The organism is Mycobacterium noviomagense (genome assembly GCF_010731635.1).
GTDB lineage: Bacteria > Actinomycetota > Actinomycetes > Mycobacteriales > Mycobacteriaceae > Mycobacterium > Mycobacterium noviomagense.
The window spans coordinates 682,952-706,973 of the sequence record NZ_AP022583.1 but is presented as its reverse complement, the minus strand read 5'-3'; the positions used below and the strand labels follow the sequence as shown (position 1 = coordinate 706,973).

At 65.7% G+C, this 24,022-nt stretch carries 27 protein-coding genes and 1 pseudogene; 13 read left to right on the top strand and 15 right to left on the bottom strand.

Annotation, left to right across the window (positions count from 1 at the left end; genetic code table 11):
* Positions 1–10 precede the first annotated feature (10 nt).
* Together G6N15_RS03075 and glpX are read right to left on the bottom strand one after the other, a co-directional pair.
* Entirely contained in the window at positions 11–1,405 is a 1,395-nt protein-coding gene (locus G6N15_RS03075) for a class II fumarate hydratase (RefSeq protein ID WP_083089569.1), read from the bottom strand.
* Positions 1,406–1,421: 16 nt separating this feature from the next.
* Positions 1,422–2,564 (bottom strand): class II fructose-bisphosphatase, encoded by a 1,143-nt coding sequence (glpX, locus tag G6N15_RS03070; RefSeq protein WP_232070338.1) that lies wholly within the window; start codon positions 2,562–2,564, stop codon positions 1,422–1,424.
* 54 nt (positions 2,565–2,618) lie between these two features.
* On the opposite strand from glpX, the gene G6N15_RS03065 reads away from it, so the two are divergent.
* The gene (locus G6N15_RS03065) at positions 2,619–3,254 is read left to right on the top strand and encodes a DUF4245 domain-containing protein (protein WP_179961777.1); all 636 of its coding nucleotides are present in this window, start codon (positions 2,619–2,621) and stop codon (positions 3,252–3,254) included.
* 13 nt (positions 3,255–3,267) lie between these two features.
* Positions 3,268–4,065, top strand: a complete 798-nt coding sequence (locus G6N15_RS03060; protein WP_083089573.1) for a dienelactone hydrolase family protein — start codon at positions 3,268–3,270, stop codon at positions 4,063–4,065.
* On the opposite strand, the gene G6N15_RS03055 is transcribed toward G6N15_RS03060, so the two are convergent.
* Complete coding sequence (locus tag G6N15_RS03055) at positions 4,046–4,879, bottom strand: SDR family NAD(P)-dependent oxidoreductase (protein ID WP_083089575.1); 834 nt, start codon at positions 4,877–4,879, stop codon at positions 4,046–4,048. The two genes, G6N15_RS03060 and G6N15_RS03055, sit on opposite strands and share 20 nt — an antisense overlap.
* Complete coding sequence (locus G6N15_RS03050) at positions 4,876–5,634, bottom strand: SDR family NAD(P)-dependent oxidoreductase (RefSeq protein WP_083089602.1); 759 nt, start codon at positions 5,632–5,634, stop codon at positions 4,876–4,878. The genes G6N15_RS03055 and G6N15_RS03050 overlap by 4 nt, the downstream gene beginning before the upstream one ends.
* 121 nt (positions 5,635–5,755) lie before the next feature.
* Between G6N15_RS03050 and G6N15_RS03045 the strand changes: the two genes are divergently transcribed.
* Positions 5,756–6,034, top strand: a complete 279-nt coding sequence (locus tag G6N15_RS03045; RefSeq protein WP_083089578.1) for a DUF1876 domain-containing protein — start codon at positions 5,756–5,758, stop codon at positions 6,032–6,034.
* 3 nt (positions 6,035–6,037) lie between these two features.
* Positions 6,038–6,562, top strand: a complete 525-nt coding sequence (locus G6N15_RS03040) for a 2'-5' RNA ligase family protein (RefSeq protein WP_083089580.1) — start codon at positions 6,038–6,040, stop codon at positions 6,560–6,562.
* On the opposite strand, the gene G6N15_RS03035 is transcribed toward G6N15_RS03040, so the two are convergent.
* Genes G6N15_RS03035 through G6N15_RS03020 form a run of 4 tightly spaced genes read right to left on the bottom strand, consistent with a single transcriptional unit; the run spans position 6,563 to position 9,832 of the window.
* Positions 6,563–7,687 carry a 3-beta-hydroxysteroid dehydrogenase gene (locus G6N15_RS03035; protein WP_083089582.1) on the bottom strand — a complete coding sequence of 375 codons (1,125 nt, stop codon included), beginning with the start codon at positions 7,685–7,687 and terminating at the stop codon, positions 6,563–6,565.
* A 51-nt stretch (positions 7,688–7,738) separates the two neighbouring features.
* The gene (locus G6N15_RS03030) at positions 7,739–7,978 is read right to left on the bottom strand and encodes an exodeoxyribonuclease VII small subunit (protein ID WP_083089584.1); all 240 of its coding nucleotides are present in this window, start codon (positions 7,976–7,978) and stop codon (positions 7,739–7,741) included.
* Positions 7,968–9,209 carry an exodeoxyribonuclease VII large subunit gene (gene xseA / locus G6N15_RS03025; RefSeq protein ID WP_372506508.1) on the bottom strand — a complete coding sequence of 414 codons (1,242 nt, stop codon included), beginning with the start codon at positions 9,207–9,209 and terminating at the stop codon, positions 7,968–7,970. Before xseA ends, G6N15_RS03030 begins: the two co-directional genes overlap by 11 nt.
* 8 nt (positions 9,210–9,217) lie before the next feature.
* A complete protein-coding gene (locus G6N15_RS03020) occupies positions 9,218–9,832 on the bottom strand; it encodes a lipid droplet-associated protein (RefSeq protein ID WP_083089588.1) in 615 nt (204 codons plus the stop codon).
* 88 nt (positions 9,833–9,920) lie between these two features.
* Between G6N15_RS03020 and G6N15_RS03015 the strand changes: the two genes are divergently transcribed.
* On the top strand, positions 9,921–10,922 hold the full coding sequence (locus tag G6N15_RS03015; protein WP_083089590.1) for a 4-hydroxy-3-methylbut-2-enyl diphosphate reductase: 1,002 nt from the start codon (positions 9,921–9,923) through the stop codon (positions 10,920–10,922).
* A gap of 313 nt (positions 10,923–11,235) precedes the next feature.
* Positions 11,236–12,521: pseudogene (locus G6N15_RS03010) on the top strand (IS110 family RNA-guided transposase).
* 109 nt (positions 12,522–12,630) lie between these two features.
* Here the strand turns inward: G6N15_RS03010 and G6N15_RS03005 are convergent.
* A complete protein-coding gene (locus G6N15_RS03005; RefSeq protein WP_083084638.1) occupies positions 12,631–13,716 on the bottom strand; it encodes a DUF6542 domain-containing protein in 1,086 nt (361 codons plus the stop codon).
* A gap of 120 nt (positions 13,717–13,836) precedes the next feature.
* Between G6N15_RS03005 and ychF the strand changes: the two genes are divergently transcribed.
* Positions 13,837–14,937: a redox-regulated ATPase YchF gene (gene ychF, locus G6N15_RS03000; RefSeq protein WP_083084639.1), complete on the top strand. Its 1,101-nt coding sequence runs from the start codon at positions 13,837–13,839 to the stop codon at positions 14,935–14,937.
* Between the two features lie 91 nt (positions 14,938–15,028).
* Entirely contained in the window at positions 15,029–15,427 is a 399-nt protein-coding gene (locus tag G6N15_RS02995; RefSeq protein WP_083084640.1) for a VOC family protein, read from the top strand.
* Between the two features lie 130 nt (positions 15,428–15,557).
* Here the strand turns inward: G6N15_RS02995 and G6N15_RS02990 are convergent, their stop codons facing one another.
* Complete coding sequence (locus tag G6N15_RS02990) at positions 15,558–15,854, bottom strand: hypothetical protein (RefSeq protein WP_163747911.1); 297 nt, start codon at positions 15,852–15,854, stop codon at positions 15,558–15,560.
* Between the two features lie 175 nt (positions 15,855–16,029).
* Here G6N15_RS02990 and G6N15_RS02985 point away from each other — a divergent pair, with 175 nt between their 5' ends.
* Complete coding sequence (locus G6N15_RS02985; RefSeq protein ID WP_083084641.1) at positions 16,030–16,278, top strand: type II toxin-antitoxin system Phd/YefM family antitoxin; 249 nt, start codon at positions 16,030–16,032, stop codon at positions 16,276–16,278.
* Positions 16,275–16,676 (top strand): type II toxin-antitoxin system VapC family toxin, encoded by a 402-nt coding sequence (locus G6N15_RS02980; protein WP_197910678.1) that lies wholly within the window; start codon positions 16,275–16,277, stop codon positions 16,674–16,676. Before G6N15_RS02985 ends, G6N15_RS02980 begins: the two co-directional genes overlap by 4 nt.
* Positions 16,677–16,696: 20 nt before the next feature.
* On the opposite strand, the gene G6N15_RS02975 is transcribed toward G6N15_RS02980, so the two are convergent.
* Positions 16,697–17,377 (bottom strand): guanylate cyclase, encoded by a 681-nt coding sequence (locus G6N15_RS02975; protein WP_372506463.1) that lies wholly within the window; start codon positions 17,375–17,377, stop codon positions 16,697–16,699.
* Between the two features lie 41 nt (positions 17,378–17,418).
* Between G6N15_RS02975 and G6N15_RS22680 the strand changes: the two genes are divergently transcribed.
* The gene (locus tag G6N15_RS22680) at positions 17,419–17,580 is read left to right on the top strand and encodes a hypothetical protein (RefSeq protein WP_169922489.1); all 162 of its coding nucleotides are present in this window, start codon (positions 17,419–17,421) and stop codon (positions 17,578–17,580) included.
* Here the strand turns inward: G6N15_RS22680 and G6N15_RS02970 are convergent.
* On the bottom strand, positions 17,577–18,395 hold the full coding sequence (locus G6N15_RS02970; protein ID WP_083085139.1) for an adenylate/guanylate cyclase domain-containing protein: 819 nt from the start codon (positions 18,393–18,395) through the stop codon (positions 17,577–17,579). The genes G6N15_RS22680 and G6N15_RS02970 overlap by 4 nt on opposite strands.
* Before the next feature lie 240 nt (positions 18,396–18,635).
* Between G6N15_RS02970 and G6N15_RS02965 the strand changes: the two genes are divergently transcribed.
* Together G6N15_RS02965 and gnd are read left to right on the top strand one after the other, a co-directional pair.
* Complete coding sequence (locus tag G6N15_RS02965; RefSeq protein ID WP_083084642.1) at positions 18,636–20,045, top strand: glucose-6-phosphate dehydrogenase; 1,410 nt, start codon at positions 18,636–18,638, stop codon at positions 20,043–20,045.
* Between the two features lie 10 nt (positions 20,046–20,055).
* The gene (gene gnd, locus G6N15_RS02960; RefSeq protein WP_083084645.1) at positions 20,056–21,084 is read left to right on the top strand and encodes a phosphogluconate dehydrogenase (NAD(+)-dependent, decarboxylating); all 1,029 of its coding nucleotides are present in this window, start codon (positions 20,056–20,058) and stop codon (positions 21,082–21,084) included.
* A gap of 71 nt (positions 21,085–21,155) precedes the next feature.
* Here gnd and G6N15_RS02955 read toward each other — a convergent pair whose 3' ends face one another.
* The 3 genes from G6N15_RS02955 to G6N15_RS02945 all read right to left on the bottom strand — a co-directional run bounded on the left by G6N15_RS02955 (position 21,156) and on the right by G6N15_RS02945 (position 23,958).
* The gene (locus G6N15_RS02955; RefSeq protein ID WP_083084648.1) at positions 21,156–22,019 is read right to left on the bottom strand and encodes an alpha/beta fold hydrolase; all 864 of its coding nucleotides are present in this window, start codon (positions 22,017–22,019) and stop codon (positions 21,156–21,158) included.
* Between the two features lie 56 nt (positions 22,020–22,075).
* Positions 22,076–23,251 (bottom strand): amidohydrolase family protein, encoded by a 1,176-nt coding sequence (locus tag G6N15_RS02950; protein WP_083084651.1) that lies wholly within the window; start codon positions 23,249–23,251, stop codon positions 22,076–22,078.
* Positions 23,252–23,325: 74 nt separating this feature from the next.
* Complete coding sequence (locus G6N15_RS02945; RefSeq protein WP_083084654.1) at positions 23,326–23,958, bottom strand: TetR/AcrR family transcriptional regulator; 633 nt, start codon at positions 23,956–23,958, stop codon at positions 23,326–23,328.
* Positions 23,959–24,022: the final 64 nt, after the last annotated feature.

Below are 24,022 nucleotides of genomic sequence, written 5' to 3'. Positions count from 1 at the left end.
GCACAGCAGCCTAGCCCTCGTCCACCTTGGTCATCGCCAACACGTCCAGGCGGCGGTCCAGTTCCTCGATCGACAGCTTGTCGCCGATCAGGCCGCGGTCGATCACAGCCTGCCGGACGGTCTTTCGTTCTTTGAGCGCTTCCTTTGCCACCGCGGCGGCTTCCTCGTAGCCGATTGCCGAATTGAGCGGCGTGACGATCGACGGCGACGACTCGGCGAGTTCCCGCAGCCGCTCGACGTTGGCCGACAGCCCGCTGATGCACCGCTCGGCGAACAGCCGGGACACATTGGTCAACAGCTCGAACGATTCGAGTATGTTGCGGGCCATCATCGGGATGTAGACGTTCAGTTCGAAGGCGCCGTTCGCGCCGCCCCAGGCGATCGCGGCGTCGTTGCCGATAACCTGAGCGGCCACTTGCGTAACCGCTTCCGGGATAACGGGATTCACCTTGCCAGGCATGATCGAGCTGCCCGGCTGCAGATCAGGCAGCTGGATTTCGGCCAAACCGGTCAGCGGCCCGGATCCCATCCAGCGGATGTCGTTGGCGATTTTGGTCAGCGATACCGCGATGGTGCGCAGCGCACCAGAGGCCTCGACCAGGCCGTCGCGGGCGGCTTGGGCCTCGAAAGAGTTTGTCGCGGTGCGCAATTCGGTCAATCCGGTCTGCTTGACGAGCACTTCGACAACTTTGGCGCCGAACCCGTCGGGCGCGTTGAGCCCGGTGCCCACAGCGGTGCCGCCGATGGCCAGCTCACCCAGCCGGGGCAGGGTGGCCCTCACCCGTTCGATGCCGGCCTCGATCTGGCGCGCGTAGCCGGAGAACTCCTGGCCGAGCGTCACCGGCACGGCGTCCATCAAATGCGTGCGTCCCGACTTCACCACGGTGCGCCACTCGCGGGCCTTGGCCGCCAGTGCGTCGTGCAGCACTTCCAGTGCCGGGATGAGATGGCGGACAGCAGCTTCGGTGGCCGCGATGTGGGTTGCGGTCGGGAAGGTGTCGTTGGACGACTGCGACATGTTGACGTCGTCGTTGGGATGCACCGTAACGCCGTTGGCGGCAGCGATCGACGCGATCACCTCGTTGGTGTTCATGTTCGAGCTCGTGCCCGACCCGGTCTGGAAGACGTCGATGGGGAACTGGTCGTCCTGGCGACCGTCGGCAATCTCCGCCGCGGCAGCAATGATCGCGTCGGCTTTCTCCGGTGCCAGCAGCCCGAGGTCCTTGTTCACCTGCGCGCACGCGCCCTTGAGCAAACCGAGGGCGCGGATCTGAGTGCGCTCGAGTCCCCGCCCAGAGATCGGAAAGTTCTCCACTGCACGCTGAGTCTGGGCGCGCCACAACGCTTTTGCCGGCACCCGGACTTCGCCCATGGTGTCGTGTTCGATGCGGTACTCGTCGGCCATGCAGGTCCTTCCTGGGTTACGGCAGCGGATATTGCGCGTTGGAGTCGCCGGTGAAGTCAATCGCGGAGTATTCGTTGAGCTTCGAAAGTCGGTGGTAGGCCTCGATCATGCGCACGGTGCCAGACTTCGAGCGCATCACGATGGACTGGGTGGTGCAGCCGCCGGGGTAGTAGCGCACACCCTTGAGCAGATCGCCGTCGGTGACGCCGGTGGCGCAGAAGAACACGTTTTCACCGGCAACCAAGTCTTCGGTCGTCAACACCGCATCCAGGTCGTAGCCGGCGTCGATGGCCTTCTGGCGTTCGGCATCATCCTTGGGAGCGAGTTGCGCCTGGATAGCACCGCCCATGCAGCGGATCGCCGCCGCGGCGATGATGCCTTCCGGCGTTCCGCCGATACCGGCCAACATGTCGGTGCCCGAGTCGGGCCGGCAGGCCGAGATCGCGCCGGCCACGTCACCGTCGGTGATCAACCGGATGCGCGCCCCGGTCGCGCGGACATCCTGGATCAGCTGATCATGCCGCGGCCGCTCCAGGATGCACACCGTCATGTCGCGCACCGACAGGTCCTTGGCCTTCGCGACCGCGCGGATGTTGTCGGCGATCGGCGCGGTGATGTCGAGAACGTGCGCAGCCTCGGGCCCCACAGCGATCTTGTTCATGTAATACACCGCCGACGGGTCGAACATCGCGCCGCGCTCGGCCACCGCCAGCACCGAGATGGCGTTGGGCATGCCCTTGCTCATCAACGTGGTGCCGTCGATCGGGTCGACGGCGAAGTCGCACTCCGGGCCGTCGCCGTTGCCGACCTCTTCGCCGTTGTAGAGCATCGGCGCGTGGTCCTTCTCGCCCTCGCCGATGACCACCACGCCGCGCATCGACACCGAGTTCACCAGTTCACGCATCGCGTCGACGGCCGCGCCGTCGCCGCCTTCCTTGTCACCGCGACCTACCCAGCGGCCGGCGGCCATGGCGCCGGCTTCGGTCACCCGCACCAGTTCCAAGGCCAGGTTGCGGTCGGGTGCTTCACGACGGGAAGGCTGTCCGCTCACCGTTCGCGACGACGAGCCGGGTTCCGGCGAGGAGGTAGCGGCGTCATCAGCGCGAGTTCGCGACGACGAGCCGGGTTCCGGCGAGGAGGTAGCGGCGCGATCGCTCATGGGTCCGATTCTCCCAGAAGCAGGTCGGCCGTCGGGAGCTGGGATACTGGATTCGTGACTACGCAGCAGCCTGCTCCGGCGCCCAAGCCGGCCAAGCCACGGCTGCTGCAGGATGGGCGCGACATGTTCTGGTCGATCGCCCCGTTGGCGGTGGCGTGCATCCTGTTGGCGGGCTTGGTCGGGATGTGTTCGTTTGCCCCCAGCGGCACGAACACCGGCCCCGTCCCGTCCTACGACGCGGCCAGCGCGCTTCGGGCCGACGCCCAGACACTCGGTTTCCCCATCCGGCTGCCGCGGTTGCCGCAGGGCTGGCAGTCCAACTCCGGCAGCCGCGGCGGAATCGAGAACGGGCGAACCGACTCCACCAACGGTCAGCGGCTCAACGCGGCCACCTCGACCGTCGGATACATCAGCCCGACCGGGATGTACCTTGCGCTGACCCAGAGCAACGCCGACGAGGACAAGCTGGTCCGCTCCATCCACTCGTCGATGTACCCCACCGGCACGGTCGAGGTCGACGGCACCCGCTGGATCGTCTACCAGGGTGACAGCTCGGAGCCGGTGTGGACCACGCGGTTGGGCGGCGCGGCCGGCACCCAGATCGCGATAACCGGCGCCGGAAGCACCGACCAATTCCGTACGCTAGCGGCGGCCACCCAATCCCAACCGCCGCTGCCGGCAAGCCGATAAAAGGGACCCGTCGATGACCGCACCCGAAGCCGACCTCTCCGGGTGGTCGGCCGCCCCCTTCACCGGTGGCGGCTACACCCACGACGTTTACCGCAAGGGCGAGGGCCCTGGTGTGGTGCTGATTCCCGAGATCCCCGGCATCCACCCCGGTGTCCTGGCATTGGGAAACCACCTGGTGGACAACAACTTCAGCGTGGCGATCCCGTCGTTGTTCGGCACGCCGGGGCGGCCGCTGTCGCCCGGCTATGTGCTGCCGACGATGGCCCGCGCCTGCGTGGCAAGGGAATTCGCGGCGTTCGCCACCAACAAGCAGCGGCCGGTGACGGTATTCCTGCGGGCGCTGGCCCGCGAACTCAACGCGGCCACGCCGGGCAAGGGCGTCGGCGTCATCGGCCAGTGCTTCACCGGCGGCTTCGCGCTGGCCGCCGCGGTCGACGACAGCGTGCTGGCGCCGGTGATCAGCCAGCCGTCGCTGCCGGTCCCGATCGCTGCCGCCCAGCGGCGCGACCCCGGGGTGAGCGAACACGAACTGGGCGTCGTAGCCGAGCGCGCTGAAAACGACGGATTGTGCGCCATGGGATTACGGTTCAGCGAGGACAAGCTGTCTCCGCGCGAACGGTTCCAAACACTCAAGGACAAGCTCGGCGACGCGTTCGAGGTGATCGAAATCGACTCGGGCCCGGGCAATGAGCACGGCTTCTCCCGGATGGCGCATTCGGTGCTGACCGACGAGGTCCGGGAAGTCGACGGCCACCCGGCTTACGAAGCCCGCAAGCGGGTCGTCGAGTTCCTCACCCAGCGCTTGACCTAGCAGCCTGCCGGGCGCGTTGGCGCTCGACGAACCCGACCGACATCCGTTGCAGCAGACCGGGTGCCAGCCTCGCGAATAGCCATGACGCATAAGCGCGTTTGGGAACCACCAGCAGCGCCTTGTTGCGTTGGATCGCCCGCAACGTGTCGCAGGCCAGCCGGTCAGGGTCGTAGGCGGCCTTCATGCCCTGGCCGCGCAGGTAGTAGTCGCGGCCGACGAACCCGCCCACCGCGCCCTTGTCCAGGATCGGCGTCTCCACGGCAGCAGGGCAGATGGCCAGCACACCCACCCCGCGCGAGACGGCCTCCGAGCGCAACGCCAGCGAGAGCCCCACAACGGCGTGCTTGGTCATCACGTAGCTGGTGATCTGTCCGGCCGCGGTCAGCCCGGCCATCGACGCGGTGTTGACGAGGTGGCCATGCCCCTGGCGCAGCATCACCGGATAGGCGGCGGCCACACCATGCACCACGCCACGGATGTTGACGTCGATGATCGCGTTCCACTGCTCAAGCGTCAGCAGCTCCGTGTCGCCGCCCCACGCGATGCCGGCGTTGTTGAACATCAAATCGAGCCGGCCGGCGCGGGCCACCACGTCGTCGACGACGCCCTGCACCGCGGCCGCATCGGTGACGTCGACCTTGGCGGAACGAGCGGTGCCGGGGCCCGTGAGGCTTTCAGCGGTGAGGGCGGCGGCCTCGCCGTCGATGTCGGTGCACACGACGTCGGCGCCCGCGGCCACCAGTGCTCGGCACAGTGCGGCGCCGATACCCGAGCCCGCGCCGGTGACGATCGCCTGCTTGCCGGTGAAAATCATTGCTGCTCTGCCAGTTTCATCACATGCCCATAGACGTCGGGATAGCGTTTGAGGTGCGCACCACCGTTGAGGTCGAGCACTTCGCCGGTCAGCCAGGACGCCTTGCACATGAACACCACCGCCTCGGCGACTTCCTCGGGGGTGCCGGCGCGGCCTAGCGGAGTGTTCTGCAGGTAGTCGTCCAGCACGCCGGGAATCTGCGCGGCCGGTTCGGTCAGCGGCGTGTGCACGAACCCGGGCGCCACCGCGTTGACCCGAATGCCGCGCGGAGCCAATTCCAGCGCGGCGACCTGGGTGAGCATCGTCAGGCCTGCCTTGGCCGCGCAGTAGGCGCTCATCGCGGCGGCGGGCTGGCGGCCGTTCAGCGAACTCAGCGACACCAGCGCGCCGCCGTCGCGCAGCGCCGGTGCGGCGTGTTTGATCACCAGGAAAGCGCCGGTGAGGCAGACGTCGACGACCGCGCGAAACTCCGCGACCGCCAGCTCGGCGATCAGCCCGAGGCCGCTGAAACCGGCGGTGTTGACGACGACGTCGAGCGGCGCCGGCTGCGCGAACAACTCTTGAACCGACGCTTCGTCGGTGACCTCGACGGTCGCCGCCAGATGCGGATCGCCCAGCTCCAGCCGGACCCGCTCGGCGCCCTTGGTGTTGCGGTCGGCGACGGTGACGCGGTACTTGTCGGCGGCCAGCGCATGCGCGACCGCTCGGCCGATTCCGGACGCTCCTCCCACGACGACAGCGTTGCGGTTGGTCATGTCGGGCTCCTGTCGGGTCGGGGTCGCCGGGTAGCGATAGTACGGTGCGCGCACGGTAGGCGAAAAACCTGTCGCCGAACGCCGTTTCGCGGTTAGCTTGGCAATAGAGAAGGTGATTGCTATGTACGACCGTGATTTGAACAGCAACTGGCATGTCGACATCGAGTTCGACGAGGACGACACGCACACCCATGCGACGGTGCGTGCCCAACTCGCTGACGGCGAAACCATGACCACCCTGGGCGACGCGTACCGTCATCCGAACGATGCGAGCCAGCCCATGATCGGCGAACAGATCGCCGCCGCCCGAGGGTTGATCGCGTTGGGCACAGAGCTCTTGCAGAGCGCGTCACGGCGGATCGAGCAGGTCACGCACCAGCCCGTGCACCTCTATCGCTGATCCGTGGCCCTGGCCGTCTGCCTGCTGTTCGACCGACATTCCGAGCGGGCGGTCCGTGCGCTGTGGGACCGCATCGAGCAGCAGGGCGTCCCGAGCCTGCGCTCCCATACCCACGGCCGGCACGTGCCACACGTCTCATATGCGGTGTTGCGCAGATGGGACCAGACGGCGGTCACCGCCGCCCTGGAAGGCCTCGGCGACGGCTCGCCGGTGGAGCTCAGCTTCGACGGCGTAGGGCTGTTCCGACGCGGCCGCACGTGGCTGGTCGCCGGGGTGAGCGCCGATTTCGTCGCCCGGCAGGCACGGGTTGTCGAGGCCGTCACCGCCACCGGTGCCGAACTGCACAAGCACTACGTGCCCGGAATTTGGCTGCCGCACTGTTCGCTTGCACCGCGCGCGATGCTGGCGCAGTTGCCCGTGGTCGTGGGCGCTGTTTTGGACGTGTTACCGCTGCGGGCCCGGCTGGACCGCGCCGCGTTGGTCAACAGCGCGACAGGCGAGATCCGTGCGCTGGCGAGACTGCCCTGACTAAGATGCGTGGGCTGGCACCGTCACCGCCGACGCCGCGTGATGCTTGGCGGTGGCTTTTACGGTTTCGAAAAGCTCGACGTAGTAGGGCAGGCATTCCTTCATCGCCTGCTCGGTGGTGAACAGCGGCCGGTAACCCAAGTCGCGCTCTGCCTTGGCGATCGAAAAGTAGTTGTCCAGGTAAAGCCGTTCCACCGCAAGGGGTTCGAGTGGAGGCCGGGGCAGCCCGAACCGGAAGTGCAGCCGCTGCCACGTCGACATCACCGAGCGGACCACGGCACCGGAGATCCGTAGCCGCGGCCAGCGTTGCCCACAAGCTTTGATGACGGGTCGTGCGAACTCGAACATGTTGATCGGCTCGCCATCGTTGATGAAATAGGCCTGACCGGGCGCGGTGCCATCTGGAACCAGATGCTGGGCGGCCAGGATAAACCCGTGAATCAGGTTGTGAATGTAGGAGTTATCGAGCTTGGCGGTCTTGCGTCCGATCAGCACTTTCACGTGCCCGGCGACCATGCTCTCGAATATCTTGCGGAACATGGTCTGGTCGCCGCGGCCCCAGATACCGCTCGGGCGGATGGCGCAGGTCAGCATGCCGCCAACACCGTTCTGCGACAACACAAACCGCTCGGCGACCACCTTGGTCTCGGTGTAGAGATCGTTGAACCGGTCAGTGTAGGGCAGTGTTTCGTCGCCGCCGGCGATGCGCTTGCCGCTCATCACCACGCTGTTGGACGAGGTGTAGACGAACCGTTTCACCCCGGCGACCTGGGCGGCGCGCACCAGGTTCTCGGTGCCGCCGACGTTGACCGCAAAGCTGCGTTGCCGGTATTCGTCGGTCGCCGACGCGCCACCGAGCAGCTCGATGATCGCCGCGGTGTGAAACACCGTGTCGATGCCATCGACTGCGGCCGCGACGATGCCGGGATCGCAGATATCGCCTTGCAGCACCTCCAGCTGCGGATGCTCCGGTAGCGGTGACGGCGCCCGGTCGAAGGATCGCACGTGGCATCCGCGGTCGAGAAGCGTGGACACGAGGTGGGCGCCGACGAAGCCGGAGCCGCCTGTGACCAGCACACGGCCCAGTTCAGTGGTCAACGAAGGATCACTCATGCGGCCGAGCATAACTGAAACGTGTTCCAGTTTCGAGTACTAATGGCTAAAGTATTTGCGCCCTCAGGTTTCCCCGACGTCGTTCGCGCCCAGCACGTCCTCGATTCGCTTACGTGCGCCAGCTAAGTGCTCTTCACAGCGTTTAGCCAGCTGTTCGCCTCTTTCCCACAGGGCTAGCGATGCATCTAGGTCCAGTCCGCCTTGCTCCAAGAGCCGGACCACTTCGACCAGTTGATCGCGGCATTCTTCGTACCCGAGTTCACTAATAGGCGTAGCATCACCGCGCTCTTTTTCACCGCCCATCCGTCGGCCCCTCGCTGAGCGCCGCCACAGCACCGTCGGCGACCCGGACCCGCAAGTGGGTGCCCGCGGGAGCGTCGGCCACCGACCGCAACACCGTGGCCGGCCCGGACGCGGGAACCGTCTGCACCACCGCATAGCCGCGGGCCAGGGTGGCCGCCGGGCCGAGCGAGGCGAGACGGGCGCCCAGATGGCCGATGCGTTCGGTCTCCGCGTCGACCAGGCGGGAGATGTCCCGGCGCAGCGCCGACCGGGCGCGGTGGATCTCGTCGGCGCGCGTCTGCAGCGCCGTCATCGGCTCCGCTAACACCGGACGGCTGCGCAGCGCAGCCAGCGCGCGCTCTTCGCGGGCCACCCAACTGCGCAACGCGTGAGCACTGCGGCGACGCAGGTCGTCAATCAAAGCCTGTTCGGCGGCCGTATCCGGGACGATCTTCTTGGCCGCATCGGTAGGGGTGGCGGCACGCAGGTCGGCGACCAGGTCGCACAGCGGGTTGTCGGGCTCGTGCCCGACCGCGCTGACCACTGGTGTGCGGCACGCCGCGATCGCGCGGCACAACGTCTCGTCGGAGAACGGCAACAAGTCCTCCACACTGCCACCGCCGCGGGCCACCACGATGACGTCCACCTCGGGATCGGCATCCAACTCACGCAGCGCCTCGACGATCTGCGAAACGGCGTTGGGCCCTTGCACAGCGGTGTTGCGCACCGCAAAGCGCACCGCCGGCCAGCGGGCGGCGGCCACGGTGGTCACGTCGTGTTCGGCCGCGCTGGCGCGGCCGGTGATCAGCCCGATCATGTTGGGCAAGAAGGGGATTGGCCGCTTCAGTCGTGGGTCGAAGAGTCCCTCGGCATCCAGCAGCCCGCGCAGCCGCTCGATGCGTGCCAGCAGCTCACCGATCCCGACAGCGCGGATCTCGCTGAGCCGCAACGAGAATGTGCCGCGTCCGGTGTAAAACGTCGGCTTGCCGCATACCACCACCTGGGTGCCTTCAGCGAGTTTCACCGGCGCGCCCAGCACCAGATCCCGCGGACAGGTCACACTCAGCGACATGTCGGCCGCGGGATCACGCAGCACCATGAACACCGTCTTGGAGTCGGGCCGGATGTTGATCTGCGTCAGCTGGCCCTCGACCCAGACGGTGCCCAGCTTGTCGATCCAGCCCGCGATCCGGATGGCCACCGCACGCACGGGAAACGGGTTCTCGGGAGAATTCGCCGGCTGGACCGGCACCGCTCGGGTCACTTTGCGGTCGCGCGGGTGATCCTGTTGGCGAGCAGCGTCTGGAACGGTGCACGCGCCTTGGTGGCCTCCTCATAGGCCAGCAAGGCCTCGAGTTCCTCCACGTCCAGCGAGTGCAGTCTGGCTCGCAGCTGGGCCAGGGTCAGCGTCTCGTAGTCAAGTTCGGCGGCCACGGGCGGCACCGGGACGGTCGCGGTGGTCGCCGGGTTCTTCGTGGCGCGTGTCGGCTTGGTCGGCGCCTCGGATGCGGTACCGGGCTCCCGGTTGTCGTCCGCGGCGTCGGACACCGAGTACAACGCGAAGCGCCCCTCGGCGCGGCGCTCGGCGTCAGCGGCGCCCGAAGTCGGCGCGTCGTCGGTCAGCTCGGCGATGTCCTCGTCGAAGGTGGCCCACTCCGGCTGCTCGTCTTTGGGCGGAAAGATCGTCTCCAGCGTGGCGTCGCCCTTGATGGCCAGCTCGGCCAGGTTTTGCTGGAACCGCATCACAATGTGCGCCGCAGTACTGGCCAGCGTCATCGGATACATCAGGATGGTCCGCGGCAGTTTCCTGGTTTCCTCGATGGCGAGCGTTGCAGCCCCCACCAGCAGCCGGATCCCATACGGAGCAGTAGCCATGAGTCCAAGACTGCCTTAAGCGGCGGTCAACTCCAAGCCGACGGCGCGACGTGGCGGTGCTGTACGGGCGGAAAGTACGCTGGCTGGCATGCCACCGACCGTCAACATGGGGATCCCGGGCGCTTCGCGTTCGGCGGTCGACACTCCGGTGGGTAAGCGGGTGCTGTTGGCCGAGCCGCGTGGCTATTGCGCTGGGGTGGACCGCGCCGTCGAGACGGTCGAGCGTGCGCTGGAAAAGCACGGCCCTCCGGTCTACGTCCGCCACGAGATCGTCCACAACCGGCACGTGGTGGAGACCCTGGCCAAGGCCGGCGCCGTGTTCGTCGACGAAACCGAGGAGGTCCCTGAAGGCGCCATCGTGGTGTTTTCCGCGCACGGTGTGGCCCCCAGCGTTCACGCCTCGGCCGCCGAGCGGCAGCTGCAGGTGATCGATGCCACCTGCCCGCTGGTCACCAAGGTGCACAACGAGGCGAAACGCTTCGCCCGGGACGACTACGACATCCTGCTCATCGGCCATGAGGGCCATGAGGAAGTCATCGGAACTGCCGGCGAAGCCCCCGACCACGTGCAGCTGGTCGACGGGCCCGCTGCCGTGGACAGGGTCAACGTGCGCGACGAGAACAAGGTGATCTGGTTGTCGCAGACCACGTTGTCGGTCGACGAGACCATGGACATCGTTGAGCGGCTGCGGCAGCGGTTCCCGAAGCTGCAGGACCCGCCCAGTGACGACATCTGCTACGCCACGCAGAACCGGCAGGTCGCGGTCAAGGCGATGGCACCGGAGTGTCAGCTGGTGATCGTGGTGGGCTCGGCCAACTCGTCCAACTCGGTGCGGCTGGTCGAGGTGGCGCTCGGCGCCGGATCACGGGCCGCGCACCTGGTGGACTGCGCCGACGACATCGACCCGGCGTGGCTCGACGACGTCACCACGGTCGGCGTCACCTCCGGCGCCTCGGTGCCCGAGATACTGGTGCGCGGCGTGCTGGAACGGCTGGCCGAATACGGCTACGACTTCGTGCAGTCCGTGACCACCGCGAACGAGACGCTGGTGTTCGCGTTACCGCGGGAGATCCGGCCCGCCCGGTCCTAATGGCGAGCAGCTGCCAGGGGGGCTTCGCCCCGCGGTGGAAGATGAAAATTAGCACTGGCAGTTCGGCTGGGTGGGTGGTTGCTTCGCGGGCCGGTGCGGGTTGACGCTTTAGGGGTGTTTCGGTGACCCCGTTGCGTCTGTGTTGCCGGTGAGCACGGCGAGCAGCTTGGTGGCTGGAGGGCACCCCCTGGTGGTTGTGCGGGGGCGGTGGATTGTTGCCTGTGAGCACGTGAGTGAGACTCCTGTTTTGTTTTCGCCCTCTCCGAAACACGCTCCACCACAAGATATCTGGACGGAAAGGGTGTGATCGGCCATGGAGGTGATCCATCCGCGGTGCGCGGGCATTGATGTGTCGAAGAAAGACGCGAAGGTCTGCGTTCGGGTTCAGGGCCGAGGGCGGCGTGGCACGTCGACAACGGTCAGTACGTGGGGGTCGACCACCGGCGAGATCCTGGCGTTACGCGAGCATCTGCTCGCTGAGCGGGTCTCCTGTGTGGTGATCGAATCCACCTCCGATTACTGGAAGCCGTTTTACTACCTACTCGAAGGCCAGCTGAACGTGATGCTGGTCAATGCCAAGGCGGCGCGCAATGTGCCCGGGCGCAAGACCGATGTCTCGGATGCGGCGTGGCTGGCCGATCTGGGCGCCCACGGGCTGCTGCGCGCCTCGTTTGTGCCGCCGGAGCCGATTCGGGTGTTACGCGATCTGACCCGGGCTCGCACCACCATCACCCGGGCGCGCACCAAAGAGATTCAGCGGCTGGAGAAGCTGCTCGAAGACACCGGAATCAAACTCTCCGCGGTGGCCTCCAACATCGTCGGAGTCTCCGGGCGGGCAATGCTAGAAGCGCTGATCGCCGGCCAACGCGATTCGGTGGTCCTCGCTGATCTGGCCAAACAACGGATGCGTCAAAAGATCCCAGCGCTCACCGAGGCGCTGCGCGGACGGTTCACCGAGCATCACGCCTTTATGGTGCGGTTGTATTTGGATCGCATCGATGCCCACACCGCCGATATCGCCCGCCTGGATGCACGCATCGAGGAGGCGATCGCTCCCTTTCGACCCATCCGGGAGTTGCTGATGAGCATCCCGGGCTGGTCGCGGCTGGTGGCCGATGTGTTCATCGCCGAAACCGGTGCGGACATGAGCGTATTTCCCACCGCCGCGCACCTGGCGTCGTGGGCCGGGTGGTGCCGGGCTGCGACGAGTCAGCAGGCCGGGTCAAATCGGGCGCCACCCGCCCGGGCAACCGTCACCTTAAAGCCGCGCTCGGCGTGGCAGCCCTGTCGGCCGCTCGCACCAAAGGCACCTACTACAGCATCCGCTACCGGCGCATCGCCGGCCGGCGCCGGGCCGCCCAATCGCGCAGAGACAAAACCGCCGGTATGTCGATCGCCGGCCAGATCGCCCTAGTCTCCATCGAACACAAGATGCTCACCGACGCCTGGAACATGCTGACCAACGGCGCCTTCTACCGCGATCCCGGCCCCGACTACTACACCCGACACCAGCCCGGCAAAGCCAAGGCACGAGCCATCAAGCAATTGGAGAGCCTGGGATACAAAGTCACCCTCGAGCCACCCACCCAAGCCGCCTAACACCTAATGCCAGCGACTCATCAGCAAGGGGTCGCCTCATTTTCGAGTGAGACGCAAAATCCCCTGATGACGGGCGATTTTTGGGGCTTTTGCGTCTGCTCGCCCACGGTCAGATGTCGTACTCCCACGAGTCAGCCGCCGATTTGGGAGTTCTGCGGGGGCGGCTGCCCGGATCCGCGTCGGCATCTTCTTTAGGGCCTGCTGCGCGATAGCGGACCCGGGAAATGGGGTGGTGTGTCGCACCGGTGGCACTGGCCGCGTTCGATGCTGTGCGACGGCGCGGCGGCGGCTCGTAGGCGTCCATGGGCTCATACGGGTCGAAGCGGCTGCTGCGAGTCGTCGGCCGGGCGCTGCGCACGTGCGGATCGCGCCGGATTTCCCGCGGCGGTTGATCGCGAAGGTCCGGGTCACGCGGCGGCCGCGGCCGGCGGCGCGGGGTAGCCGGCGGCTCGGCGGCATCCAGATCTCGAGCGTGGGTCGGCCGACGGCGTCGCCTGCGCTCGACGGCAGGATCGGGCGCCTCATCCAGCGGCGGTCGAGCATGGCGCGACCGGGTAGGCGCCGGGCGTTTGGCGGGCCGGCCCCGGCTGGTCGACCTGGCGGATTTCGACTGACCCACTGCGTGCACTCGACGCGACCTTCTCGCTGGTCTCTTCTCGGCCTCAGCCGAGTCTCGACTGAACAGCGACGCGATCTTCCCCGCGATTGCGCCACTGCGCGTGCCGGTGTCGGCGTCGGTTTCGGGGGTCGCCGTGCTGCGGGTCGCCATCCCGAGGTACCAGCGCACCATGCCGATCAGCAGGACCCCGACCGAGGTGAACAGCATCAGCGGAAAGCGCTCGATCAGCGGATAGCCGCAGTTGATCAGGATGTCTTTGACACCGGCGATCTTGGCGCCGTGGAAAAGCCAATAGGCCCCCGGCACGGTGCAGAACAAGATCAGAGGTGGCTGGATGACGGCGGTGAATACGCCGGACTGCCGCACCACCAGCACCGCCACCACGCAGCCGATGACATACAGCGCGGTAAAGACGCTCGTCAGCTCCTTGTTACCAGAGCCGGCGTCGTAGGCGAAGCCGACGGCCGCTGCCGTCACCGCGATAACGATCGCCGCCCACCAGGGCACACCGGCGAGGTTGGGGTGGATCGAGCGATGATCCGCCGCTACCGCCGACCGCGCCCGCTGTGCTGACACACGTCTGACCGTACCGGCTGGGGACCCAAACCACCGTAAAGAGCTAGTGAACCGCCCGGGCGTGCCATGGCTAGGTGCGGTGCTGCCGCTAGCGCGGCTGATCCATAGACTTAGATTCCCGTGGGTCTGAATCTGGGGATCGTCGGTCTGCCCAACGTCGGCAAGTCGACGCTGTTCAACGCGTTGACCAAAAACGATGTGGTGGCCGCCAACTATCCGTTCGCCACGATCGAACCGAACGAGGGCGTCGTACCGCTGCCCGATTCACGGTTGGCCAAGTTGGCCGAGATGTTCCACTCGGAACGGGTCGTCCCGGCCCCGGTGACTTTTGTCGACATCGCAGGCCTGGTCAAAGGGGCATCCGAGGGAGCGGGCCTGGGCAACAAATTCTTGGCCAACATCCGCGAATGCGATGCGATCTGCCAGGTGGTGCGCGTGTTCTCCGACGACGATGTGGCCCACGTCGCCGGGAAGATCGACCCGAAATCGGATATCGAGATCGTCGAGACCGAGTTGATCCTGGCTGATCTGCAGACCCTGGAACGAGCGGTGCCGAGGCTGGAGAAAGAAGCCCGCAACAACAAGGAACGCAAACCCGTTCATGACGCAGCCGTGGCCGCCCAACAGGTGCTCGACGGGGGGACGACATTGTTCGCCGCCGGCATGGACGCCTCGCTGCTGCGGGAGCTGAACCTGCTGACCACCAAACCATTCCTTTATGTCTTCAACGCCGACGAGGCGGTGCTCACCGACACCACGCGGGTTACCGAACTGCGCGAGCTCGTCGCACCCGCCGACGCGGTCTTCCTCGACGCCAAGATCGAAGCCGAACTCGCCGAGCTCGACGACGAATCCGCGGCCGAGCTGCTGGAGTCGATCGGGCAGACTGAGCGCGGACTGGATGCATTGGCGCGCGCCGGTTTTCACACTCTCAAGCTGCAAACCTTTTTGACGGCAGGTCCCAAGGAAGCTCGCGCCTGGACGATCCATCAAGGCGACACCGCGCCGAAAGCGGCCGGGGTCATCCACTCTGACTTCGAGAAGGGCTTCATCAAAGCCGAGATCGTGTCCTACGACGACTTGGTCGCCGCCGGATCGATGGCCGCGGCCAGAGCCGCCGGCAAGGTCCGCATGGAAGGCAAGGACTACGTGATGGCCGACGGCGACGTCGTCGAGTTCCGGTTTCAAGCAACGTCAGGACAGCAGCCGAAGAAGAATTGACGGGGCGGACTTGTCGGAGTGGGCCCCTATCATGCGGTTCGACCAGCCCATCCGCCGGGCTGTCCGACAGACACCCTGAGGAGTACGTCCGATGAAATTCGTTTCGACCCGCCTCATCACTGCCGACGTGAAACAGCTGGTCAGGTTCTATGAGATGGTCACTGGTGCAACCGCGAACTGGGGTAACGACCTGTTCGCGGAAATTCCCACTGCTGTGGGCACCCTGGCCATCGGAAGTGACCGAACCGTAGCTCTGTTCGGGGACGGATCAGCCGAGCCGGCGGCAAACCGCACGGCGATCATCGAATTCATCGTCGACGACGTGGACGCCCAGTGGGAGCGACTTCGCGGACATGTCTCAGAAGTGGTCACCGAGCCGACCACAATGCCGTGGGGAAACCGTGCACTGTTGTTCCGGGATCCGGATGGAAACCTGGTCAACCTATTCACGCCCGTCACGGAGGAAGCTCGGGCCAAATTCGGAGTGTGATCGTCGGCACGGGTTGTGCGGGGCGTGGTGGTGGAGTTCCGGTTCAACGTCTGACCAAGGGTCGAGTTCAAGTTCAACGTCTAGCGGCGAGGCGGCTGCTCGCGAGCCATGGCGGGCGGTCCCTGCGGCGTTAAACTGAGCCGTGGCCGCTGACGACCGTAGCGATGGTCCGGGCCAACCCGATTGGCGCAGCACTGAGTTGGATAAGCGCGACAAGGTGCTTGCGCGTCGTGAAAGTGAGCTCGCCAGGCGCGAGCGAGTCGCCGACGAACGCGATCACGTCGCCGATGAGCGCGACCGAATCGCAGATGAACGCGAGCAGCAGGCCGATGAACGAGAGCTGGCAGCGGACGAACGCGAGGGTGCGACGGCACAGCGTGAGCGCGAGCGACTGCAACGCGTTGACGAAGAGGCCGAACGCCGGCAAGCCGCTGCGGAACGGGAGAATGCCGAAATCAGACGCGCGGTAGCTGAAACCCGACGCCGTCTGGAAGCACAGACCGCGCGGGACGCCAAGGCGTAGCCGAGTTCGACCCAGGCGAGGCGGTCCTGCTCGACCGTTGGCGTAGCTGGATGTAGCACACTCTGCTACGATAGCGGTCATGGCTCACGTTATCGCCCAGCGGGAGTTACGCAACCGGAACGCGCAGGTGATTGACTCCGTCGCCGCCGGGGAAAGCTTCATCATCACGCGCAACGGCGAGCCGGTGGCCGAGCTCCGGCCGATCCGCGCGGGACGTCGGGTCTTCATCTCTCGGGACGAGGTAGCCGCACTGGCAGCAGCCAACGTCCGGATCGACCGGCACAAGTTCCGCGCCGACCTCGACCGCGTGGTCGATCAGAAGCTGTGACCGTGCGGCCGGGGTTACTCGACACGTCGGTGGTCGTCGACTGGCACGACCCACCCGTCGTCCAGGCGTTGCCTGATGAAATGGCGATCTCAGCGATCACCGCGGCTGAGCTGGCGGCAGGACCGCAGCTTGCTGACACCCCCAGCGAGGCGGCGAAACGGCAGCAGCGGCTGCAAGAAATCGAGTCGAAATTCGAGCCGCTCCCTTTCGACGGCGCGGCAGTGCGCAGCTATGGACTGGTAGTCGCCGCCATGGTCCGAGGAGGGCGAAAGCCGCGAAGCCGGTTCGCGGACCTGCTGATTGCTGCCACGGCACATGCCAACGGGCTGGATCTGTACACCAGAAACCCTGACGACTTCGCCGGACTTGACCCTCTGGTCCGGGTCGTATCAATCTGACTCGAACCCTCCGTCCCCGATTACGTTGCAGTGACGGCGATTTCAGCGCCCAGCTGATACCCCGCTGCCAACGGAAGCCTGTCACCGCTCCAAAACGAACCGGGATCGAACCAGTTGTAGTACTTCTCCGTCGACAGCAATCCCATTTCCTCGTACGTGAGCGCGACCGTCTCGGCGCAGTAGGCACTTTCCAGGCCGACTTCACGGCGCCGCGCCTTTCGTCGCTGTGTCGATTCGCGAACCTTCTTGTCCACCACCGGGATTCCCCGTACCCAGTCGTACATGGTGGGGATTCGACCGCGGAACCACCGGCCGGTGAGCCGGGCGGTGCTGGGAAACGGGGTGCCGTCCATGCGGGCGATAACCCGCAGCAGCCGGTTTTCCTGCTCGCCGGTCGCATACGGCGTCAGCTGGCGTAGCCAGCACCGCTGGCCGTATCGGTGCATCCACCGTTCGACCGCTTGGCGGGCGTCGTTGAGCTGCACACCGCGATGGTTGGTTCCGGTCCACACATCGATGAGCTTGTCGCCGAGCTCGGCGTGCCACACCAGCGGCGGCAAATCATCGATCGCGACGGTCATCGCGACATGGTTGACCGGGCTGTTCGACAGGGTCTGGATCGCCCGATCCGGCGCCGAATGGCCGCGAAACAGCCAGATGTCGCCGGTTCGGGTCTCCTCCAGCGCTCGGTCCAAAGGCACGGTACTGGTGTCCACCACTGCACGATATGCAGACTGATTCCATGCGCAACATGTGGAAGTGGCTCGGGGTGGCCGGTCTGGTCGGCGTTGCCGCGGGTGGAGCGCTGGTTGTGCGCGATCAGCGGCGGCGCAACGCCTACACGCCCGACGAGGTGCGGGCCCGTCTGCATCAGCGGTTAGCGGAATCCGGTACCGAGGGCTAGTCGGCGGCTTTCACGGCGTACAGGCGGTGGGTGCCGCTGAAGCCCTTCAACTCGGCGTAGCGGCCCTCGTCGACGCTGATGCCGTCGCAGTCGCTGATGGCGTCGCGCACCGGTTCGCTGACCAGGATCTCGCCGCCGGCGGCCTCACCGGCGACTCGTGCAGCCATCGCGACGTTGCGGCCGAACAGGTCGTCACCGCGTCGCACCGACCGGCCCATGTGGATGCCGATTCGAACCCGAAACCCATTTCGCCGCTTGAGCTTTCCACCGTTTTCCAACGCACGCTGGATCTCGATACCGCAGCGCACCGCTTGTTCGGCTTGAGAAAAGGCCATCATGAAACCGTCGCCCTGACTCTTGACCACATGTCCACCGTGGTTCTTGACCAACTTGCGGACGAGCTTGTCGTGCTCGGCAATCAGCTTGACCCAGGCGCGGTCGCCGATGCGTTCGTTGAGAGCGGTGGACTCCTCGATATCAGTGAACAGAATCACCACCCGGCCGTCGGGAGTGACCCGCGCGAGATCCGGCCGCTCTACCTCGGCCCAGTCGGCGAGGTCTTCGATACTGCTGCGCACCACGGCGCCCAAGCCCTCCTTGCGGACCAGGTTCGCCGTCTGCCACACCGTCTTGACGGCTTCGCGGCCGCCGGACAGCAGCCAGCTGCGGGTGTCGGCTCGGTGCTGCAGCGCCTCGGCCTCTCGGCGACTGCGCGCCAGCAGCACCGACACCGTGGCCAGGGCCGCGGCTTCGATCACGGCAATGCCGGCCAGGATGTAAACCACGATCATCGGGGCATCACCCATGCCAGGAATCTTTCCCGATCGCGATTGCGGTCGGCCCAACAGGTATGCCTGCCAGTCTGACGCCGATGTGTTTGGGGGGTGCGAAATCCGGTCATCTATTGAACGCGCTGCATACGTGGCGTCGTGGCCTGCCCACACCTCGTGCGACGGCGACTGGTTGTCGCGCTAAATGCGGGTGCTTAGGGTTGATCGTGGCCGCCGCGGGGAAGCGAGTTGTGCTGGTTGACTATTTGCCGTGGAGGTGCCGGTTTGGCCGAAGGTGACGGCTGTCCCGCCGATTTGTTGGTGATCTTCGGGATTACCGGCGATCTGGCCCGCAAGATGACGTTTCGGGCGCTGTACCGGCTTGAGCGCCGCAAGTTGCTGGAATGCCCCGTTCTGGGTGTGGCCAGCGATGACATTACCGTGGACCAGCTGATCGACCGTGCCCGCGACGCGATCAAGGACAGCGGCGAGAGCTTCGACGAGACGGTGTTCAAGCGGCTGGCTAAGCGGTTGTCCTACCTGTCCGGTGACGTCACCGACGATGGCCTGTATAGCAAGCTTGCCGAGCAGCTCGGGTCGGACCGCCAGGTCCTGTATTACCTGGAAATGCCACCGGCACTGTTCGCGCCGATCGTGGAGAACCTCGGCAAGGCCGGGTTGCTGGAGCGGTCGCGGGTTGCGGTGGAAAAACCTTTCGGCAACGATCTTGCGTCCGCGCGTGAACTCAACGCCCGGCTGCATGCGGTGCTCGACGAAGAGCAGATCCTGCGTGTGGACCACTTCTTGGGCAAGCAGCCTGTCGTCGAGCTCGAATATCTGCGGTTCGCCAATCAGGCGCTGGTTGAACTGTGGGATCGCCAAAGCGTTTCCGAAATCCACATCACTATGGCCGAGAACTTCGGCGTCGAGGAGCGGGGGAAATTCTACGACGCGGTGGGCACACTGCGCGACGTCGTCCAAAACCATCTGCTGCAGGTGCTGGCGCTGGTCGCCATGGAGCCTCCCGTTGGCTCTAGCGCCGACGATCTGAACGACAAAAAGGCCGAGGTCTTCCGGGCGATGCCCACGCTAAATCCGGCCAATTACGTCCGAGGGCAGTACCGCGGCTACACGGATGTCCCCGGCGTGGCGAAGGATTCGAGGACCGAGACATTCGTTGCGCTCCGGTTGGAGATCGACAACTGGCGCTGGGTGGGCGTCCCGATCTACCTACGTGCCGGCAAGGCGCTGCCGTACAAAGTCACCGAGGTCAGGCTGTTCTTGCACCGAACGCCTGCCCTGGGCTTCCTGCCCAGCCCGACTAGGGTGGCACCGAACCAGATTGTGCTGCGCATAGACCCGGATCCCGGAATGCGCCTGCAGTTGTCCGCCCGAGGCGGTCACTCCTGGCGGGAAGTACATTTGGACTCGTCGTTTGCTGAGGATCTCGGAGAACCGATCCGCCCCTACGAGCGGCTATTGCACGCCGGGCTGGTCGGCGATCACCAGCTGTTCGCCCGTGAAGACAGCATCGAAGAGACCTGGCGGATCGTGCAGCCACTGCTCGACACACCGGGTGAGGTCCATCCCTATGAGCCCGGTTCGTGGGGACCGGAGGCGGCGCAGTCGCTGCTGCGCGGCCACCACGGTTGGTTAGAGCCGTGGATGCCGGGGGACAAGCAGGCACGACGTTAAGGAGGACGGGATGCAGCTGGGCATGATCGGCCTGGGCCGGATGGGCGCCAACATCGTGCGCCGCGTGGTCAAGGACGGGCACGAATGCGTGGTGTACGACCACAACCCCGACGCGGTCAAGGCAATGGCCGGCGAAGACAACACCATCGGCGTGTCGTCGCTGGCAGAACTCGCGGAGAAGCTCAACGCGCCGCGAGTGGTCTGGGTGATGGTGCCCGCCGGCGACATCACGACCGGGGTAATCGAGGAACTGGCCAAGACCCTGGAGGCCGGTGACACGGTGATCGACGGCGGCAACTCCTACTACCGCGACGACATCCGTCACTCGAAGACCTTGTCCGAGCGCGGAATTCGCCTGCTGGACTGCGGCACCAGCGGCGGTGTGTGGGGCCGCGAGCGCGGCTACTGCCTGATGATCGGCGGCGACCCGGATGCGGTGGCCCAAGCCGAGCCGATCTTCGCCAGCATCGCACCCGGGGTGGAGGCAGCCCCGCGCACGCCGGGCCGAGACGGCGAAGTCGCTCAATCGGAGAAGGGCTATCTACATTGCGGACCGTCGGGAGCCGGGCACTTCGTCAAGATGGTGCACAACGGCATCGAGTACGGGATGATGGCCTCTCTTGCCGAGGGGCTGAACATTTTGCGCAACGCCGACATCGGCACCCGCATCCAGAAGGGCGAGGGCGACGCGGAAACAGCGCCGCTGGCCAATCCTGACTTCTACAAATACAACTTCGACATCCCCGAGGTCGCCGAAGTGTGGCGGCGGGGCAGTGTGATCGGCTCGTGGCTACTGGACCTGACCGCGATTGCGCTGCAGGAGTCGCCTGATCTCAGCGAGTTCGCCGGGCGCGTCTCCGACTCCGGCGAGGGACGGTGGACCTCCATCGCGGCTATCGACGAGGGAGTACCCGCGCCGGTGCTGACGTCGGCGCTGTATTCCCGCTTCGCGTCGCGACGCCTCGATGAGTTCGCCGACAAGGCGTTGTCGGCTCTGCGTAAGCAGTTCGGCGGCCACGAGGAGAAACCCGGGGATTAGCCGCGTCGAATGGCCAGTTATGGCACGGTTTTCCGTCCGATGCGTGCATTAACTGGCCACTCGCCGAGTATCTATCGGGTGACGAAAGCCACCACGGCGTCGCTGAATGCGTCGTTGTCGTCACCCGCCGCGGTATGGCCGGCATCGGACAATTCGACGAATTCCGCGTTGGGCACGGTCGCGAGAAAGTGCTGGACCCCTTCGCGACTGACGACGTCTGAGAGCTTGCCGCGGATCAGCAGGACCGGGATCTTCAGCTCGGCAGCGGCCTGCTCGAACTTCTCGGTGCGCAGTTGTGGGTCGTCGCCGGGCTTGGTCATAAACGCTGGGTCCCAATGCCAGTACCAGCGCCCGTCGCGCAAGCGCAGGTTCTTCTTCAGGCCTTCAGGGTTGCGCGGCCTTTTGCGGTGGGGCAGATAAGCGGCGACGGCATCAGCGGCTTCCTCGAGTGAGCTGAATCCGTGGATGTGGTTGAACATGAAGTCGCGGATACGGGCGCTGCCGCGCTTTTCGAACCGCGGTACCACGTCGACCAGCACTAGCCGGGTCACCTTGTCCGGCCCGGCCCGGTACGCGACGAGGATGCCGGTCAGCCCGCCCATGCTGGCCCCGATCACCACCACGGGCCGGCCGATTGCGTCGAGGACGTGCATCACGTCGGCGGTCAGGGTCTCGACGGCGTAGTCCGCGCCAGGGGCACGGTCGCTGTCGCCATGGCCGCGGCTATCGAGCGCCACCACGTGGAATCCCTGATCGGCCAGAATTTGGCCGGTGTTCTTCCAGGAGAACCGATTCTGGCCGCCGCCATGCAGCATCAAGACGGTCGGGTGAGCAGCCGATGTGGCGGAGCCGCGATTCCACTCGTCGGCGACCAGACTGATCCCTCCGGCGCCGGAAAACGTGACCGTCTGAGGTGTGCTGCTCACAGTGCTCACGGGCGTCCTCTCGATCAGGCTCGCACCTGACGTTACCGGGGGAGTTTGCCCCCGGTTCACCCGTGGTCGGTGTTGGTCGTTTCAGCGGTCGACGGAGGCAGCGGCGCATCGGGGAACAACTCATGGAACGCGCCGAAAAGGACGCGATCCCTAATCTTTTCGTCGACGCGGTCGAACAGCTGGTGCAGCGTCTGCTGGGTGTGGCCGAAGGTGCCTTCGATATGTGGATAGTCGCTGCCCCACAGCATATTGTCGAAGCCCATCGCCGTAGCTGCGGCGACGGCCGAGCTGTCATGTTGAAACGACGCGTACACCTGCGAGTAGATGATCTCCCGTGGACTGCGAGAAAGCTTGGGCCGCACCACCATTGCGTGCTGGCGATAGCCCTCCTCCATCCGGTCGGCGATGAACGGCACCCACGTCGCACCACCCTCGGACACCAGCACTTTGAGATTGGGGTGACGATCCAGTGCACCGCAAGCCACGAGCTTCATCACCGCTCGCTGACCGCCGAATGATGTCTCGGTGTAGTTGAGTACCGCGCCGCCCGGCCCGTGATATGTGACGCCGATCGACCCGCCGCGGGCAAAGTCGATCGGCTCGGTGCCGATGTGGACGGCGACGACCATGCGCGACTCTTCCGCGGCGGCCCAAAGCGGTTCCCACTCGTCATGGTGGTAGTCGGGCTGGGCGGGATGGGGAGCGACGGGTAGAAACACTGCCTTGAATCCCATTGCGGCGCAGCGCATCAGTTCCCGGACGGCGTCGTCGATGTCGAGCGTGGAGACCTGTGCGGTGGGGATAAGCCGCGACGAGTAGTCCATCAGCGTCTCTTTGGCCCAGTCGTTGGAGGCCCGCATTGCTTCGCGCAGCACCTCTGGCGTCCGGAACGAACTCGACCACATGCCCAGTGACGGGAACACCAGCTCCGACCAGATGCCTTCCTGGTCGAGGTCGGCCAACCGCTTGCTGACGTCGCGTGCGCCAGCAGCGGCGACCGTGGCCGCCATGAACTCTTGCTGCGCGACGCTGGGCAGCCGGCGACGAAAAACCTGGCCGTCGACGTAGATGGTCTCCCATCGGCCGTCGGCGTCTTTTTGTGTTCGAGGTACCAGCTCAGCCAGCCGCTTCGGCAGCCGCGACCGCCACAGGTCAGCCGGCTCGATGAAATGCGAGTCGGCCGAGTTGGCCCACAGCTTGACCGGTGTCGTGTGTTGTGCTGCGACGGTCATAGCGCTTCCTTGGCGAGTGAAGCCCCATATTAGAATCAGATTCTAATACCGTCAACGCCTTGGCGTAGGTTTGATCACCCGATCAGCCGGTCGATCCATTCGATCGTCGCCTCGATAATCGCCGTCACCTCGCTGCGGTGCTCGCACTCGGCCGCCATCAGCGACGACTCCGCCATGGTCGCCACCAGAACGCGGCGCAGTAGCTGAGCACCCAGCGAGTCGTCCAACTCCAGTACAGACATCCAACTGCCGAAGGCTGCAGTCATGCGTTTGCGCCGCGCGCTCTCAAACCCCGCCGGTGTGTCGTCGGACACCAGCACTCTGGCTGCGCGCCGGTTTTCCCACATCGCCTCCAGGTATGCCCGCACGTGCAGTTCGAATATGCGCCGGCGGTCGACCCGCTCGTCGGCTTGGTGCAGCATCGCTTCGATACGGCCGTCGACGGCCTGGGCCATCTGCTCGAAGATGGCCAAAAACAGCTCTTTCTTTCCGCCGAAGTGGTGATAGATGCTGCCGATGCTGGCGCCCGACGCGGCCACCACGTCCGCCATCGTGGCGGCGGTGAAACCCTTGGCCGCGAAGACATCGGTCGCGGCGTCGAGGATGCGCCCTTGCGTCGCATCCGTTTTCGCCCAGCGGCGGGTGGGAGGCCCGTCGCGGCCGACGCTCGGGACGCCGTCCATGGGCGTCCGGGCGGAAGTCGCCATAAGAAGACGGTAACGCGGCCCGCCACCCCGCAACCTGGGCAGAGCATGACTCTGGCCGCGACGT